The organism is Limnohabitans sp. (assembly GCF_046052765.1).
Classification (GTDB): domain Bacteria; phylum Pseudomonadota; class Gammaproteobacteria; order Burkholderiales; family Burkholderiaceae_C; genus Limnohabitans.
Map to the genome: position 1 here is coordinate 24,439 of NZ_JAVLFQ010000084.1, position 16,747 is coordinate 41,185.

General features: G+C 51.8%; 18 protein-coding genes. 5 read left to right on the top strand and 13 right to left on the bottom strand.

Going from position 1 to position 16,747, the window contains the following annotated elements; translation table 11 throughout:
- The first annotated feature begins 18 nt into the window (after positions 1-18).
- Positions 19-465 carry a hypothetical protein gene (locus AC9UG7_RS12165; protein ID WP_509588188.1) on the top strand — a complete coding sequence of 149 codons (447 nt, stop codon included), beginning with the start codon at positions 19-21 and terminating at the stop codon, positions 463-465.
- Between the two features lie 61 nt (positions 466-526).
- On the opposite strand, the gene folK is transcribed toward AC9UG7_RS12165, so the two are convergent.
- From folK to AC9UG7_RS12190, 5 genes are read right to left on the bottom strand one after another with little or no spacing between them, the layout of a single operon-like run.
- Entirely contained in the window at positions 527-994 is a 468-nt protein-coding gene (folK, locus tag AC9UG7_RS12170) for a 2-amino-4-hydroxy-6-hydroxymethyldihydropteridine diphosphokinase (RefSeq protein ID WP_509588190.1), read from the bottom strand.
- Positions 987-2,444, bottom strand: coding sequence for a polynucleotide adenylyltransferase PcnB (pcnB, locus tag AC9UG7_RS12175; RefSeq protein ID WP_509588192.1), 1,458 nt, complete (start codon positions 2,442-2,444; stop codon positions 987-989). Before pcnB ends, folK begins: the two co-directional genes overlap by 8 nt.
- Positions 2,441-3,130, bottom strand: coding sequence for a histidinol-phosphatase (locus AC9UG7_RS12180; protein WP_509588194.1), 690 nt, complete (start codon positions 3,128-3,130; stop codon positions 2,441-2,443). Before AC9UG7_RS12180 ends, pcnB begins: the two co-directional genes overlap by 4 nt.
- Positions 3,120-3,806 (bottom strand): DnaA regulatory inactivator Hda, encoded by a 687-nt coding sequence (gene hda, locus AC9UG7_RS12185; RefSeq protein WP_509588197.1) that lies wholly within the window; start codon positions 3,804-3,806, stop codon positions 3,120-3,122. Before hda ends, AC9UG7_RS12180 begins: the two co-directional genes overlap by 11 nt.
- 6 nt (positions 3,807-3,812) lie before the next feature.
- Positions 3,813-4,883, bottom strand: coding sequence for an AI-2E family transporter (locus AC9UG7_RS12190; protein ID WP_509588199.1), 1,071 nt, complete (start codon positions 4,881-4,883; stop codon positions 3,813-3,815).
- An 80-nt stretch (positions 4,884-4,963) separates the two neighbouring features.
- Between AC9UG7_RS12190 and purM the strand changes: the two genes are divergently transcribed.
- Positions 4,964-5,992, top strand: coding sequence for a phosphoribosylformylglycinamidine cyclo-ligase (gene purM, locus AC9UG7_RS12195; protein WP_509588202.1), 1,029 nt, complete (start codon positions 4,964-4,966; stop codon positions 5,990-5,992).
- 71 nt (positions 5,993-6,063) lie between these two features.
- Here the strand turns inward: purM and AC9UG7_RS12200 are convergent, their stop codons facing one another.
- Positions 6,064-6,777, bottom strand: a complete 714-nt coding sequence (locus tag AC9UG7_RS12200; RefSeq protein ID WP_509588204.1) for a SirB1 family protein — start codon at positions 6,775-6,777, stop codon at positions 6,064-6,066.
- A gap of 15 nt (positions 6,778-6,792) precedes the next feature.
- On the bottom strand, positions 6,793-8,358 hold the full coding sequence (murJ, locus tag AC9UG7_RS12205) for a murein biosynthesis integral membrane protein MurJ (protein WP_509588206.1): 1,566 nt from the start codon (positions 8,356-8,358) through the stop codon (positions 6,793-6,795).
- Positions 8,359-8,457: 99 nt separating this feature from the next.
- Between murJ and rpsT the strand changes: the two genes are divergently transcribed.
- Entirely contained in the window at positions 8,458-8,757 is a 300-nt protein-coding gene (rpsT, locus tag AC9UG7_RS12210) for a 30S ribosomal protein S20 (RefSeq protein WP_509579695.1), read from the top strand.
- Between the two features lie 111 nt (positions 8,758-8,868).
- Here the strand turns inward: rpsT and AC9UG7_RS12215 are convergent, their stop codons facing one another.
- On the bottom strand, positions 8,869-9,165 hold the full coding sequence (locus AC9UG7_RS12215) for a DUF3579 domain-containing protein (RefSeq protein WP_509588208.1): 297 nt from the start codon (positions 9,163-9,165) through the stop codon (positions 8,869-8,871).
- A 127-nt stretch (positions 9,166-9,292) separates the two neighbouring features.
- Between AC9UG7_RS12215 and AC9UG7_RS12220 the strand changes: the two genes are divergently transcribed.
- Positions 9,293-10,495 (top strand): aspartate aminotransferase family protein, encoded by a 1,203-nt coding sequence (locus tag AC9UG7_RS12220; RefSeq protein ID WP_509588210.1) that lies wholly within the window; start codon positions 9,293-9,295, stop codon positions 10,493-10,495.
- 1 nt (position 10,496) lies between these two features.
- Positions 10,497-11,438 (top strand): ornithine carbamoyltransferase, encoded by a 942-nt coding sequence (gene argF / locus AC9UG7_RS12225; RefSeq protein ID WP_509588212.1) that lies wholly within the window; start codon positions 10,497-10,499, stop codon positions 11,436-11,438.
- 52 nt (positions 11,439-11,490) lie between these two features.
- Here argF and AC9UG7_RS12230 read toward each other — a convergent pair whose 3' ends face one another.
- The 5 genes from AC9UG7_RS12230 to AC9UG7_RS12250 all read right to left on the bottom strand — a co-directional run bounded on the left by AC9UG7_RS12230 (position 11,491) and on the right by AC9UG7_RS12250 (position 16,559).
- A complete protein-coding gene (locus AC9UG7_RS12230; RefSeq protein WP_509588214.1) occupies positions 11,491-12,684 on the bottom strand; it encodes an FAD-dependent monooxygenase in 1,194 nt (397 codons plus the stop codon).
- A gap of 35 nt (positions 12,685-12,719) precedes the next feature.
- Positions 12,720-13,769 (bottom strand): adenosine deaminase, encoded by a 1,050-nt coding sequence (locus AC9UG7_RS12235; protein WP_509588216.1) that lies wholly within the window; start codon positions 13,767-13,769, stop codon positions 12,720-12,722.
- Positions 13,770-14,762 carry a Rieske 2Fe-2S domain-containing protein gene (locus AC9UG7_RS12240; protein ID WP_509588219.1) on the bottom strand — a complete coding sequence of 331 codons (993 nt, stop codon included), beginning with the start codon at positions 14,760-14,762 and terminating at the stop codon, positions 13,770-13,772.
- A 39-nt stretch (positions 14,763-14,801) separates the two neighbouring features.
- Positions 14,802-15,335, bottom strand: a complete 534-nt coding sequence (locus AC9UG7_RS12245) for a hypothetical protein (RefSeq protein WP_509588222.1) — start codon at positions 15,333-15,335, stop codon at positions 14,802-14,804.
- A gap of 84 nt (positions 15,336-15,419) precedes the next feature.
- The gene (locus AC9UG7_RS12250; RefSeq protein ID WP_509588224.1) at positions 15,420-16,559 is read right to left on the bottom strand and encodes a BMP family ABC transporter substrate-binding protein; all 1,140 of its coding nucleotides are present in this window, start codon (positions 16,557-16,559) and stop codon (positions 15,420-15,422) included.
- Between the last annotated feature and the right edge of the window lie 188 nt (positions 16,560-16,747).

Here is a 16,747-nt window from a genome sequence, read left to right on the forward strand (position 1 = left end):
CAAAGGATAATCCCTCTTATGAAAAATAAATCGATGGTATGTTGGCTAAGCTTGTTGGGTGGTCCCTTAGGGCTGGCGCGTTTTTATATGTTCGGTTTGCGTGACTCCATAGGGTGGGCGCTTCTGTTGCTGACTTTGCTAGGTATTTACGGTTTTGAACGTGCCCAATCGTTTGGTTTAGATGATCCTTTGAGTTGGTGGCTGGTTCCCCTGCTGGGACTGTCGATTGCCATCAGCGCATTGCACACAATTTATTGGGGACTGATGTCTATCACCACTTGGAACAGCCATTACAACCCCGGCGCTGATACCGAGTCGTCTATCGGACGAACAAACTGGCTGACTGTCGGTGCGCTCGTCTTGTCCCTGATGCTTGGCACCACCGCCTTGCTCTCCAGTCTGGCTTATGGGTTTCAACGGTATTTTGAATCCCAAGCGGAAGAGATGCAAAAAATTTCTCAATAGCCCAGCCAAACGGTGTCGGCATTTCTTCAAAGCTTCTTGAAACCCAAGTGGTACCCAGCAATCAAGGCAGTTTGTGAATCACCTGATCAGCAACGGCATGTAGCATGACTGGTATGACTTTGTGGGGCGCCAATTCCTGCAATGGCCACAACACAAAAGCCCGATCCATCCAGCGGGGGTGAGGGAGCATCAGGCGGTGGCTGAAAACAGTCGCGTCGCCATAAAACAAAATATCCAAGTCCAACTGTCGGGGGGCATTCTGGCGACTGCGTACTCGCCCAGCTTGCTCCTCCATAGATTGCAATTCGTTCAACAATTCCGGCGCTGTCAGCCGCGTACGAATACTTGCAACCGCATTGATGAAGGGTGGGCCCTCCGCTTGATAAGGCTCGCTTTGGTACAACGCGGAACTGGCAACAACTTCTGTCAAAGGCAGATGATTCAGGCTTTCGATCGCTTGGATGACTGCGGCCAAAGCGTCGCCCAGATTGGCACCGACAGCGACATAAGCGCTGACCGGGTCATGCATCGGCGCAACCACCGGCATCGGGTTTGGCTGCGGCAGGCTTGCGACGGCGGCGCGGTCGTTTACGAACTTCACCTTCTGCCCGAACCGCACGCGCAGCAGGTTTGACGGATTGCAGCAATGCAAAACGGCTGTCGTCATCTGCCAAGCTGAAATCCTCCCACCAGTCGGCCAATTCCACATCGACTTCGCCAACCTCGGCACGCAGACACATGAAATCAAAACCCGCACGAAAACGCGCTTGCTCCACCAAGCCAAAAGGCGCACTGCCGCTGCGCTTTTCAAAGCGCGGCTGCATGGTCCAAATTTCGCGCATGTCACCGGCCAATTTGCCGCGTCCCGATACATCACCGATACGAGCATTGAACACTTCTTCTATGGCTTCTTGCAATGCTGGGAACACCGCCATTTGACCTGTACGCGCCTGCCAGCCTTCGCGCACATCTGCCCACAATACGCAGGCCAGAAGAAAGCTTGGTGCCACAGGCTTACCTTCACCCACGCGTCTATCGGTATCTTGCAAAGCCGCAAGTACAAATGGAGAGTCGGCTCTTTCTACCACTACATCAAGCAGCGGGTAAATACCTTTGGCCAATCCTAGATGTTTCAATTGTTCGATGCTGGCGATGGCGTGTCCGGTTTGCAGCAGTTTGAGCATTTCATCGAACAAACGACTTTGCGGCACATCTACCAGCAACTCTTTCATCGATTTCAAAGGCTTGGCGGTGCGCGGTTCAAGCTTGAAACCTAAGGCACTGAGCTTTGCGGAAAAACGTACCGCCCGAATAATGCGCACTGGGTCCTCGCGGTAGCGAGCCGCCGGCTCGCCGATCATGCGTATGACGCGTTTGGCAGCATCTTCAAAGCCATGGTGGTAATCAATCACCTCTTCCACGCTTGGGTCGTAATACATGGCGTTGACGGTGAAGTCGCGCCGTGTAGCGTCTTCGTCTTGCGGGCCCCAAACGTTGTCACGCAACACTCGCCCACTGGCGTCCACTGCATGTGTCATATTGGACAAGGCTTTTTTGCTGGTGCGCTCGTTGCCACTGACTTGCTCGGCATCGTTGCTGTCCAAATGAGCGCGGAAAGTAGACACTTCAATGACCTCATGGTCTCGGCCTCGACCGTAAACCACATGCACGATACGAAAACGTCTGCCGATGATGAAAGCGCGCCGAAAACAAGCTTTGACTTCCTCTGGTGTCGCATCGGTGGCCACATCAAAATCCTTTGGCTTTAATCCGACCAACAAATCGCGCACCGCGCCGCCCACAATAAATGCTTGAAAACCACGTTCCTGTAAGGTGCGCACGACGTTCCAAGCACGCTCGTCCACCAACTCGGGGTCTATGCCGTGCGTAGTTGCAGGTATCACCCGACGCTTACCGAAACGCGCAGTGCTGGCGTGACTCGATTTACCAAACAGGTTTTGGATTATTTTTTTGATCATGGGTTCTCGAAAAGGTCGAGGATACGCCATGCCCGTTCTTTGGCAATCTGCCGCAAGGCTTGGCCCGGATTGGTCACCACCGGGTTTTGCACTTTTTCCAACAACGGCAAATCGTTGGTTGAGTCACTGTAGAAAGTGGCTTGAACCTGCGTCCAATCCAGGCCTTGTTCTGCCAACCACTGGGTGACGCGCGTGACTTTGCCTTCGCGCAAGGTGGGCACACCGGCAATTTCGCCAGTGAAATGACCGCTGGCGTCTCGCTCCAATTCAACCGCCAGCAACACATCCATGCCAAAAGCCTTGGCGATCGGTCCGGTCACAAATTCGTTGGTAGCAGTCACCATGACCAAAGTTTCACCCATTGAGCGGTGCTGCTCCACCAGAGACAGTGCGGACTGATGAATAGCGGGTTGAATGACCTGTTGAATAAATAACCGGTGCGCCGCCTGGACCTCCTCCATGCCACGCTCGCGAATGCTTTGCGTGGCAAAGCGCACATACGCATGTATGTCCAAGCAACCGGCGTTGTAATCGGCATAAAACGCATTGTTTCTTTGACGAAAACTGGCCTCGTCTACCCAACCCAGTCCCAAGGTGAACTCGCCCCAAGACTGGTCAGAGTCCAATGGCAGTAACGTTTGGTCTAAGTCAAATAAAGCCAATTTCAATGGGGGTTCAGAATTCATCCAGCATGGCTCTCAATAAAGGAATGGTCAAGGGACGCTGGGTTTGCAGCGCGTAGTTGTCGAGTTGTTCAAGCAAGGCGATCAAGTGCCCCAAATCACGGCTGAAACGGCTGAGCAAATAATCCAGTAAGTCATCTCCAATATGCATACCCAGCGCCTGTGCATGTCTGGTCAATACCTCGCGCCGCTGCGCATCATCGAGCAATTGCAAATGAAACACATGACCCCAGCCGAGCCGGGTGCGCAAATCTTCTCGCAGAGGTAGGTCCTGCGGCGGCACGTTACCTGCTGCCAGCACCCAAGGTTGACGAACTGCACCAGGGGTGGCTGAGTTGACAAACCAGTTGAATGCCATGTGCTGTTGGACTGCGCTGTAAGACTGCACATCGTCGAGTAACAACACCTCCCAAGCCGGGTCGAATTCAGCGGGCTGCACCGATGACTTGTCCATCCACCCTACCAATGCGCCCTGGTTTCTGATGTGATCGGCCACTGCCTTGAGCAAATGGGTCTTACCGCTGCCGTTGTGCCCCCATAAATACGTGGGTACCGGCGAGCGAATGTGACCTGCCATCCACAATTCCAAATGCGCTAACGCTGCGGTGTTATGGCCAGGATGGAAATTTCCCAGACTCGGTCCCACTGACACGCCGATGTCCAATGCGATTTGTTTCATTCAGCGTTAGTCCGCATACAAACGGCTGCCGACATAACGTTGACGCAGACGACGCAGAGCAACCAACAACACCGCACTGGCTGGCAGGGCCATCAAAACACCGACAAAGCCAAGCAATTGACCAAAAGCCAGCAACGCAAAAATCACGGCAAGCGGGTGCAAACCGATGCGTTCACCCACCAGCCGCGGGGTCAGTACAAAACCTTCTAGCAACTGTCCTAGCCCAAACACAACAGCCAGCATCACCGTCGCTTGCAGTGGCGCCAACTCAAGGAATCCGGACAAGGCCGCCAGCAGCAAGCCCACGCCAAAACCGACATAGGGCACGAATACCGCCATGCCCGTCAAAATACCAATAGGCCAAGCCACGGACAAACCGAAGAGCGACAAACCAGCAACGTAATACACAGACAAGCTCAACATCACCAGCAACTGTCCGCGCACATATTCGCCCAGCACCGCATCGGCCTCAGCCACAAAATCAATCACAGAAGGCTCGGCTTTGCGCGGCAACCATTCGCGCAATTGCGTCAACATATGGTGCCCGTCCATCAACATATAAAACAGCGCCACCGGCACCAGGATGAGATTGCCAATCACTGCCAGCGCCACACTGCCACCGATACGCAATGAGGACATCACCGAGTCCATGCTGTTGTGTAACAAGGACTGCGCCTGAGTAGAGATAAATTCTTTGATGCCCTGCGGGTCGAGTTGTAATTCGATACCCAAGTTTTGCAACAACGGTGTGAGAGCGGTTTGCAATTGCGCCAGCAAACCGGGCAACTGGGTTTGAAGCCTTCCCGCTTCTTTGAACAACACTGGAAGAACTAAACCTACCAACGCCACCAACAAACATAAAAAAACCGATTCGCTCAACAGGACAATCACAAATTTGGGCACACTGTTTCCTGCCAAACTCTGTATGCGCCGCACCACCGGCGACAACACATAAGCGATGACGGCTGCGATCAGAAAGGGAGTGAGCACCGGCGTCAGCCACCACAGCAAGCCAGCCAGCAGACTGCTGATAAACAGCCATGTAGCGTAAAAACGGTAGTCGGGAGAAGTGGACATCAGGTCAAGCGTTACCCGCATTTAGAATGCTCTGATTCTATCGATCCTACCCTCGGGCGAGAATGCAGCGCCCTTCGCTTATGAACACACCACTTTCTTATAAAGATGCAGGCGTCGACATCGACGCAGGCGACGCGCTGGTTGAACGCATCAAACCGCTGGCCAAAAAAACCATGCGCGATGGCGTTTTGGCAGGCATAGGCGGTTTCGGAGCTTTGTTCGAGGTACCGAAAAACTACAAGGAACCGGTACTGGTCAGCGGCACCGATGGCGTGGGCACCAAACTCAAATTGGCGTTCGAATGGCATATGCATGACACCGTTGGCATCGACTTGGTTGCGATGAGTGTCAATGATGTACTGGTGCAAGGCGCAGAACCGCTGTTTTTCCTTGACTATTTCGCTTGCGGCAAGCTGGATGTAGAAACGGCAGCGGCTGTGGTGGGCGGCATTGCCAAAGGCTGTGAAATGTCGGGTTGTGCCTTGATTGGCGGTGAAACCGCCGAGATGCCGGGCATGTACCCCGCTGGTGAATACGATCTGGCGGGTTTTGCCGTAGGCGTGGTGGAGAAGTCGCTCATACTCACCGGCAAAAACGTCAGCCCCGGCGATGTGGTGCTGGGTTTGGCATCCAGCGGCGTGCATTCAAATGGTTTTAGTTTGGTGCGTAAATGCATTGAACGCGCGGCCGGACATTTACCCACCACCCTCGATGGCCAGCCCTTCAAACAAGCCCTGATGGCCCCTACCCGCTTGTATGTCAAAAGCGTGTTGACGGCTTTGAAAGCCCATCCGATCAAGGCCTTGGCCCACATCACGGGCGGTGGCTTGACCGAAAACATTCCCCGCGTGTTGCCTGATGCGTGCGCCGCGCATTTGGTACGTGAAAGCTGGCCGCGCACCGAACTCTTTACATGGCTGCAGCAAACCGCAGGTATCGACGAGGCCGAGATGTGCCGCACCTTCAACAACGGCATCGGTATGGTGGTGGTGATTGCCGCTGAACAGGCCGATGTCTGCCTGCAGACGCTGGCTGCATCAGGAGAGCAGGTTTACAAAATTGGCGTGATTGCTGAAAAGGGCAACGAGGCCGCAGTGCTTATTGATTGATTTTCATACCCAACAAATACCGCCTTTGATTGATCAGGTTCGGCGCTATGGGTAGCCTCCACAGAGCGCTGTTAATTTTCAGGCAAGAGTACAGCCAACCTTGCCCTGACTTTGGTTAACCGTTCCTGATCGTCTTGGCGGCGGTAAATCTCGTGCAAGTTGCGCAACATGCGTGCAATGATTTGACGCGGCGCGGCAGGTTCCAAATGAAAGGCCAACGCGTCATCAGAAATGGCTTGCGGCTTACCCAGTTTGGCACCCGGCAACCACGGAATCAATCGTTCTGCCAAGTCTTCACGGCTCAGCGATTCACCGGTGAACGGGTCAATCACCACATGGCCTTCATGCGGGTATACCAAATCCAGCTTGACCAGAAAATGGCCCGGAAAACTCACGCCATGGACTTTGAGTCCCAGACTTAGGCCCAGTTCTAACCAAAGAACTGCCAAACTGATGGGTATACCCAAACGCTTACTCAGCACCACATTGATAAAACTGTTGTGCGGATCGTCATAGTGGTTAACGTTGCCCGCGAACCGCATGTCATCAAAAAAGAAACTATTTAGCTCGCGCAGTTTGTCTAACGCATCCGCGTTGGGCATCACCCGACGCTTGAGGCGTGCGGCTAACACATCTACCTCATCCAATACCTGTTGAATGTCCATTTTTGGAAACTCATCCTGTGCCAAGCTGACAGCGGTTTCCAGCAGCGGGAAATCGTCATCGCTTTGAACCAGTGAGGTGAAGTAATCCAAGGCTGAGGGGAGTTGCAACTTGTAGTCCATGTGTCAATCATGCCTTCAGCGACGCAAAAGTGCACGCAGATCGACACCAATAACCCTAAGCGTCGCGAAATACACCACACTGGACGCAACCAGCACCAAAAACATCAAGCCTGCGCGTTGCCAAGCCAATGACTGCAAACCAGTCCAATCCCAGTTCTGAGCCGCCCACCCTAAGCCGCCAGCCATCAAAGCGCAAGCCAGCAGCACCTGAAGACACAAGCGTGGCCAACCGGGTAAGGGCATGAACTGCCCCTGCCTGCGTAATCCGACCAGCAGGCTCAAGGCGTTAACCAATGCGCCCAGCGCAATGGACAAAGTCAAGGCAGCATGTGCCAAGTAAGGCACCAATAACCAATTCATCAGTTGGGTAAACACCACGACGACCACAGCAATTTGCACCGGTGTACGGGTATTTTGGTTAGCGTAAAACCCTGAGGCCAGCACTTTGATAGCGACCAGTCCCCACAAACCCACACCGTAACCTGTCAACGCAAGACTGGTCTGCTGCACATCGTGGCTTGAAAATGCGCCATAGTGGTAGAGCACCGCTACCAGCGGTTGGGAAAACACCAGCAAGGCCACGGCACAAGGCAGCGCCAACACCAACACAAGACGCAAACCCCAGTCCAACATGGCGCTGTAGCGTTCGCGGTCCGCCTCGGCTTTGGCCGCAGCAAGTTGCGGCATCAGCACCACACCCAGAGCCACGCCAAGCAGCGCAATCGGAAACTCCATCAAGCGATCGGCATAGCTGATCCAACTGACACTGCCTGGGGTCAAGTGAGAGGCGATTTGTGTGTTGATCACAAGTGACAACTGGGCCACACCGACCCCAAGCAAAGCTGGTCCCATCATGGTGAGGATTTGGCGGGTACTATGGTCGCGCCACGCGGCCTTGATCTTTGTCGGCGACACGCTTATCTGAGGCAATAAGCCCAATTTCAATAAAGCGGGAATTTGCACCGCCAGTTGCAATACGCCCCCCAGCATCACACCGGCAGCCAGGCTGTAAATGGGCTCAATACCCTGTGAGCGCAGCCAAGGCGCACCCAACCAAGCGCTGGCAATCATGCAAACATTCAACAGGACGGGTGTAGCCGCAGGGACAGCAAAGCGCCGCCAAGTATTCAAAATACCTGCCGACAAGGCCACCAAGGACATGAAGGCGATGTAGGGAAACATGATGCCAGTGAGGTTGACCGCGGTTTGCAAGCCTTGGGCTGACTGCTTCAAGCCACTGGCCATGGCCCAAACAAGCCAAGGGGCGCCTAAAACGCCAAGCAAACTCGTGAGCATGACGGCCCAGGCCAGTAAAGTGGCCACTTTATCTATCAATAAACGGGTGGCGTCATCCCCTTTTTCTGCTCGGGTGGCGGCCAGCACCGGCACAAAAGCCTGACTGAACGCGCCCTCTGCGAACAGGCGACGAAACAGATTCGGGATGCGAAAAGCCACATTGAATGCATCAGTCAACGCGCTGGCTCCAAATACCGTGGCAATCAGCGTTTCCCGGGCGAAACCGGTGACACGGGATACCAAAGTGAATAAAGAAACGGTTGAGGCGGACTTGAACAAGCTCATCCGCCGCAGTGTAGCTTCGGTTCGTGACAACGTAACGGGTCTATTTGCTACAATGTCCGGCTTTGCCAACAACATCCTCAGACACACAAAGGAAAAACCATGGCTTCAGCCAAACCCAAGAAAAAAAACCCGCGCCTGGCATCAGGCCGCAAACGCGCCCGTCAGGACGTGAAACTCAACGAAGCCAATAGCTCGTTGCGCTCCAAATACCGCACAGCGGTGAAGAATGTTGAAAAAGCAGTTCAAGCCGGCGATAAAGTCAAAGCCGCTGAACTCTTCGGCAAGATGCAATCCGTGGTGGACATCATCGCTGACAAGAGAATCTTTCACAAAAACAAGGCAGCTCGTGACAAGAGCCGCCTGGCCGCCAAGGTGAAACACTTGGCACTCGCTGCCTGATTAGTCAGGCACCCAGCCCGGTCTGCCGCAAGCAGACCGCCATTTGAAACCGGTGCGCTGTTGGCAAAAAAAGTGGAAAACCGCCCCCAGGGGCGGTTTTTTTATGCGTGGTCATTCTTGGTTATCTAAAACTTGCAAATCATTGTCTCTGGCAAAACCCATTAAAAAATCCCAAGCCATGACGTTGGCCATGCGAATATCCGTATGCACAATCACGCATTTTTGGCCTTGGCACATGTTGGGAACGCACCAAGGCGAGTAACTGAAATGGTCACCGGGCATGGCGGGTTCAGGGCGGATACTGCTGATGACTCCGGCTAAGCGTTCTGCCCAGTCACTGGGGCGAAATGTTTGACCTGACTTGGTGACACCAAGAATCACCACTTCTTTTGAAATATAACTTTGCACCAGTCACATTCTAGGTGCCAGTTATTTCAAACTTCTGACAACCAATGCCGCCTAGAATTGCCCATCCCGGCTCCAAGCCTTCATGGCTTCAGAGCCGATTTATTTTCTGACACATACCGAGGCCCCCATGTCCACAGCCGATCCCGCTTCGCATCTGATGAATACCTATGGCCGTCTGCCAATGACGGTATCCCATGGTCAAGGTGTCTACGTATGGGACACAGCAGGCAAACGTTACCTCGACGCGCTCGCCGGGATTGCTGTCAACACACTGGGACACAATCACCCGCGCCTGGTTCCCGCCTTGCAAGACCAGGTCAGCAAAATCATGCACAGCTGCAACTACTATCACATCCCGTTGCAGCAACAGTTGGCTGACAAACTGGTCGAGTTATCAGGCATGACCAATGTTTTTTTCTGTAATTCAGGGCTAGAAGCCAACGAAGCCGCATTGAAGATGGCTCGCAAGTTCGGCCACAGCAAAGGCATAGAAAAGCCAGCCATCGTTGTCTACGAAAAAGCTTTCCACGGACGCAGTATTGCGACGCTCAGTGCCACGGGTAATGAAAAAATCCAACAAGGATTTGGTCCTCTGGTCGAGGGCTTTATTCGCGTGCCGATGAACGACATCACTGCCATTGAAAATGCCACAGCCAACAACCCCAACGTAGCAGCTGTATTTTTTGAAACCATCCAAGGTGAAGGCGGCATCAACCCCATGAGCACAGAGTATTTACGGGCTGTGCGTCAATTGTGTGATGAACGCGACTGGCTGCTGATGATTGACGAAGTGCAGTGCGGTATCGGACGCACAGGAAAATGGTTTGCACACCAATGGGCGGGCGTTCAAGCAGATGTGATGCCGCTGGCCAAAGGCTTGGGTTCGGGCGTACCGATTGGCGCAGTCGTTGCCGGCCCCAAGGCAGCGGGTATTTTTCAGCCCGGTAACCACGGCACCACTTTTGGCGGTAACCCATTGGCGATGCGTGCTGGCGTGGAAACCTTGCGCATCATGGAAGAAGACGGTTTGCTTGAAAATGCGTCACGTGTCGGCTCGCATCTGATGCAATCCTTGCGAAATGAACTCGGTCATGTAGCTGGCTTCAAAGAAATACGCGGTATTGGTTTGATGATAGGCATCGAATTAGACCGCCCTTGCGGTCCATTGATGGCACAAGCATTGCAAGCAGGACTGTTACTCAGCGTAACCGCCGACAGTGTCATTCGCTTGTTACCTGCACTCATCATGAATGAAGCGCAAGCCGATGAAGTGGTATCTCTGTTGGTTCCACTGGTGAAAAACTTTTTAAACACCCATCCCAAGGTCTGACATGAGCCAGCCTCTGAAACATTATTTACAGTTCAGCGATTTGACTGCGGACGAGTATGCGTATTTATTCACCCGCTCGGCATTGATCAAACATAAATTCAAATCCTATGAAAAACACCAACCGCTGACCGATAGAACCTTGGCCATGATCTTTGAGAAAGCATCTACCCGCACACGCATCAGCTTTGAAGCTGGCATGTACCAAATGGGTGGTGCTGTGGTTCACCTGACCACCGGTGACAGCCAACTCGGGCGAGCAGAACCCATTGAAGATTCAGCCAAAGTCATCAGTCGCATGGTCGATCTGGTCATGATCCGCACTTATGAACAAACCAAAATCGAACGCTTTGCCAACAACTCTCGGGTACCCGTTATCAATGGCTTGACCAACGAATTTCACCCTTGCCAAATATTGGCTGATCTATTTACCTTCATCGAACACCGAGGTGATGTGTCAAATCCTTTGGCATGTCTTCAAGGCAAGGTAGTGGCTTGGGTAGGCGACGGCAACAACATGGCCAACACTTGGCTTCAGGCTGCCGATCTGCTTGGCTTCACGGTTCATGTCAGCACCCCTGGGGGTTACGAAGTCAACCAGTCAGTAGCCGGGGTATCCAACCCAAACTGTTTCAACGTTTTTGCTGACCCCATGCAAGCCTGCAAAGAGGCCGATTTGGTGACTACCGATGTCTGGACCAGCATGGGCTATGAAGCCGAAAATGAAGCGCGACGCAAAGCCTTCAAAGCCTGGTGTGTCAATCCAGCCATGATGTCCGCGGCTAAACCGGATGCTTTGTTCATGCATTGCCTGCCAGCTCACAGGGGCGAGGAAGTTCAGGCCGAGGTGATTGACGGTCCGCAATCCGTGGTGTGGGATGAAGCGGAAAACCGCCTGCATGTGCAAAAAGCTTTGATGGAATTTGTTCTTCTGGGTCAACTCTGACCTCATAAGATGAAATCATTCAGACTCAGAGTCTGAGTGATTTCAACGGGTATCAGGCCGCATACAACCATGGCAAGTCCATCAATTGCTCGCCACGCCACTTCAGTGCGGTGTCACGCGCCATCCGTAAAAAACCATCTGCATGAAAGATGCGGCCATTTCGCCTTGAGCGTTGCTGTACACGTGACACGCGAGACCAGCGAGCGTTGGCATAGTCAAGCAAATTTTCCGACGCTGTCTTGCCTGTGCGCTGCCAAAACGAGGCTAATGCAGCGGCATCCTCTATGGCCATACCAGCCCCTTGCGCCAAGTAAGGCAACATAGGATGTGCGGCATCCCCCAGCAATGCCACCCTGTCTTTGGCCATTTGGCCTGCATGCCACAAGGGAGGCCGATCGAATAAACACCAGGCGCGCCATCCTTTCGCCGCATCAATCAACTCGTTTAACGCATGGCAACTGGTATGCATGGCTTGCTTTAAATCTACGGTGATTTGTTCTGTACTTCGGGACACATCCCATCCAGCCTGAGAGGCGGGACCATTCGATTCAATCAACACCACCAGATTTAAAAAATCTCCGCCTCGCACAGGGTAATGCACCACGTGCAGGCGCTTACCCATCCATATGCCAATATGCATTTGTTGAAAGAACTTGGGTGCGTCTGCCATAGGCAATAAAGCACGGTAAGCCCAATGACCGCTGGCGCTAGGCCCATCACGATCAAACATGAGGGCACGCACATTGCTGTGCAATCCATCGGCACCTATCAAGGCCTGCGCCTGATGCCTTTGATGAATGCCATCAAACTCTAACTCCAAACCTTTTGCATGCAGATTGATACCCGACACACCATGGTTTAAATGCAAAGTGATGGCCTCATGTTTTTTGACGGCATCTAGCAATGTGCGGTGCAAGTCCGCGCGAAGAACAGTGAGATAGGGTGCCCCGTATTTTTCAATGAACGATTGACCCATGGGTAACTGACCGGCAATTCGACCATCGTCTGCCCGCCTCGCGATCAATCCTTGAGGGGTACAAGCCTGCGCTTGCAAAGCCGTGTTGACACCCCATTGTTGCAATACCCGCACAGCATTCGGCCCAAGTCCTATGCCAGCGCCGGCTTCGGAAAAGTCGCTGGCTTTTTCATACACATGCACTGATGCGCCTGATCGGCCAAGCGCCAGTGCAGCGGCCAATCCGCCTATGCCTGCGCCTGCCACTGCCACCGGATCTAAGGAAGACATGTCTTAAACGCAGATAGCGTTGTCATCTATCAAACTCACGTCGATGAAGCACCGAACTGTTGAAAACAAGCGTCTAGTTGAGCTCTCCATACCGTCCTCTGCGAATCAGATACAAATGCGGCCTCGAAACTGTTGCAAGCCAACTGGTATGCCTGCGTGGCATTCAATTTCAAGGCGGTAAATGTTTGCAGATAATTGTCGTTCAAGTAACCGCCGAAGTAAGCGGGGTCGTCGGAGTTGATCATGACGCACAAACCTTTCTCAAGCATCTGACCCAGGTTGTGCTGCGACAACGATGGGAAGACGCACAACTTCAAGTTAGACAGTGGACACACCGTCAGCGGTATGCGCTCGTCAGCCAAACGCTTCATCAATGCTTCATCGTGAATGGCTTGAATACCATGGTCAATTCGCTCGGCGTGCAACACATCCAAAGCGCTCCAGATGTAAGCTGGCGGACCTTCCTCACCCGCATGAGCCACTGCCTTGAGCCCGATTTGGCGTGCCAGTTTGAACACACGTTCGAATTTTTCCGGCGGATGACCTCGTTCGCTGGAGTCCAAACCGACACCGATGAACATGTCTTTAAAAGGTATGGCCTGTTCCAGCGTTTCAAATGCTGACTCTTCACTCAGATGTCGTAAAAAACACAGTATCAACGATGACGAGATTCCCAATTTTTCTTTGGCATCCACACAGGCTTGATGTAAACCTGTGATCACAGTTCGCATACTGACTTTGCGTTCGGTGTGTGTTTGCGGATCAAAAAATATCTCTGCATGCACAATATTGTCTGCTTTAGCGCGTAAGAAATAAGCCCATGCCATGTCATAAAAATCTTGCGGTTGTTGAAGCACGCTAGCGCCTGCATAGTAAATGTCCAGAAAACTTTGCAAGTCAGTGAATGCATATGCAGCTCGCAACTCTTCTACAGTCGCATAATTTAAACGCACGCTGTTTCTTTTAGCCAAAGCAAATATCAACTCAGGCTCCAGCGAACCTTCAATATGAATATGCAATTCAGTTTTTGGCATGGCACATAACAATGCCGGCAGTGATTCAGCGCCAATGGCTTCTAGATTCATTCAACAAACTCCGAAAGTGACAGCTATTTTTTTTAAAAATCGGCGGTAAGCAACGGATGCCTTGTCACTGGCAACACTTGACTCGCTTACAGAGTACACCGGCAGCAAAACAGGTATTTGTGACTCAAGAACCGGTTTATCTTGAGAAAATATTTTGTTTTGGAATGACAGTAAATCTTCAATTTCGGCATCAAAATCAGCAACAGCCATGCGAAACCAGACCCTGCATTGACCGCGAAACAGCGGTTGAATCAATAAAATAATTGATTCCTCGTAGTCTTTGGGAACACCACTTTGCGCATCGGGTATCTTGGTTAACACTGCAGAAAAAGGATGCATGACTTCATAGTCATAGGCCACCATACCTGGTTCAACCGACAAGGCGCTTGTATTGGGTTGCCACACTTGGGCGTTACTGATTTTGAATCCGCTGTCTGATTCATAGACTTCTATCTCTGGTATTTCGCAACGCGCTGCGTCTCCCAGCCACCCGTCATGTACAAAACCGAAATGCGACATATCTAAGAAATTTTCAACAATTCTCGGCGCACTGGTAGCAACTTCATAAGGACCGGCGTTGAATTTGCGTAAACTCGCATTGTTCTCAGCGGCAAACTCTGGCCATTTGGCTTTATAGGCATTCTGCGTATCAAAACACACCCAGACCAAACCCATTCGCTCTTGCACAGCAACAGGTGTTGCTTGGTGTGCTTTTTGGGGCGTCAATTGCGGCAAGGCTGGAATCAGGGTGCAGTCTCCCTTGTTATTGAATTTCCAACCATGGTAAGCGCATTGCAACTGACTATTGCAAACGCGACCAAGCGATAACTGTGCGCCTCGGTGCGGACACTTATCGTGCAAGCCATGGACAATGCCTTCTTCGTCACGCCAAAACACCAAAGGTATTTCTAAAAGCACGGCCGCAAAAGGTTCTTCCTGTACTTGTCGTGAGTCACACGCAGGATGCCAAAATGAATATTCAATATTTGCCATGGATAAGGTTAATCAGGTCATCAAGGTGGAGTTCAAATTTCAATCTTGGGTACGTCTTTTGTGGGGTAACAGATGCTGATGAGAAGGCACCCACTTCAAATATGCCTCTATCCAATCATGCGCCACTTTTTGCTGAGCTTCATGCAGTGATATTTCACCATGACAAACCATTTTGTAGACCACGAACTCCAGATCGTTTTTTTTCTCTGCTGACCATTCACCCTGCCTAGTTTGCGGCCACAGGTTTCTAGGATCAGATGGACTGCCTCCAATATTGAGAGGTATCAAATGATCTAACTCGTAATGTCGCGGATCTCGATCGACATAGTTGTATTGTTGGATTTGTTCATGTTTGAGTCGATTGGTGTATTTTTTGTCCGGCCTGACTTGATCGGTATACCCTCGAACACAAACGGTGTCTTGAATGTTATTTTGAGTGACGCTTGGGTCGGTTGCCCCAGGGGTAAGCATAGGGTCTGGACGGGCCGTTGTCTGGGCATAAGAGACGCCACAAGAGGCAATCGCCATCATTTCCCATACAAAAGTAAGGCGCAAGAGCAGAATATTTTTCAAAGGGATTCATTTTTAAGTATTTTAGAAATTATGTAACAAAAAAGGCTGCCCGTAGGCAGCCTTTTTGATAATTGCTTAGAAAGATTATTTATTGCCAGGCACTTTACCCTCTACACCTTTGACATAGAAGTTCACGCCACTCAAAAACTTGTCGTCAGCGACTTCGTCTTTTTTCAGCAATGTTTTGCCGGTGTTATCAACCAAGGGGCCTTTCCAAATGGCAAAACTGCCATCTTTCAAACCCGCCTTGATTTCATCAATTTTGGCTTTGGTATCCGCAGGCACGTCTTCAGCGATAGAAACGATGTCGATTGCGCCTTCTTTCACACCCCACCACACGCCAGTGCCACCGACCCATTTGCCTTCTAAAGCTTCACGGGTAGCCATGATGTAGTAAGGCGCCCAGTTAATCACGCTTGAAGCCAAATGTGCTTTGGGGCCGTAAGCGGTCATGTCAGAGTCCCAACCAAAAGCACGTTTGCCTTTGGCTTCAGCGGTTTTCAGTACGGCAGGAGAGTCAGTGTTTTGGAACAAAATGTCAGCACCGCTGTTAATCAGCGATGTGGCAGCTTCTGTTTCTTTAGGTGGGTTGAACCATTCATTGACCCAAACGACCTTGGTTTTGACTTTGGGGTTGACCGATTGCGCACCCAAAGTGAAGCTATTGATGTTGCGAACAACTTCAGGGATGGGAATGGAGGCCACCACGCCTAAAGTATTGGACTTGGTCATTTTTCCAGCAATAACGCCAGCCATGTATGCGCCTTCGTAGGTGCGGCTGTCATAGGTGCGCATGTTGTCGGCTTGTTTATAGCCGGTAGCATGTTCGAATTTGACGTCCTTGCTGTCAGCCGCGACTTTCAACATGGGTTCCATGTAACCAAACGTGGTGCCGAAAATCAGTTTATTGCCCTGAGACACCATGTCGCGGAAATTACGCTCGGCATCAGCAGACTCAGAAACGTTTTCAGTGAATGAAGTTTTGATTTTGTCGCCGAATTCGGCTTCGACTGCTTTGCGGGCATTGTCGTGTGCGAATGTCCAACCGCCGTCGCCGACTGGTCCAACGTAGGCAAAAGCAATTTTCAAAGGCTCTGCCTTGGGAGCTTCTGCAGCAGGTGCGGGTTTGGGTTCTTCCTTTTTACCGCAGCCGACCATGACGGCAGCAGCGACAAGGCCTATGGCAGCGGCACGAAACCAGGTGCGCTTTTTAAATTCAGTCATATACATCCTTTAAAGAAAAAATCGTCAGAGTTTGGGGCAAGGAAAACCGCATTATGGCCTTGATTGGCGGGGTTTTCCATGGGTTTTCAAAAAATTGGGTCCCGAGAAATTGGGGTCAGATGCGGGAATGGGGGTCAGAGAAATTGGGGTCAGATGCGGGAATTGGGGTCAGATACCAATTTCCTTTG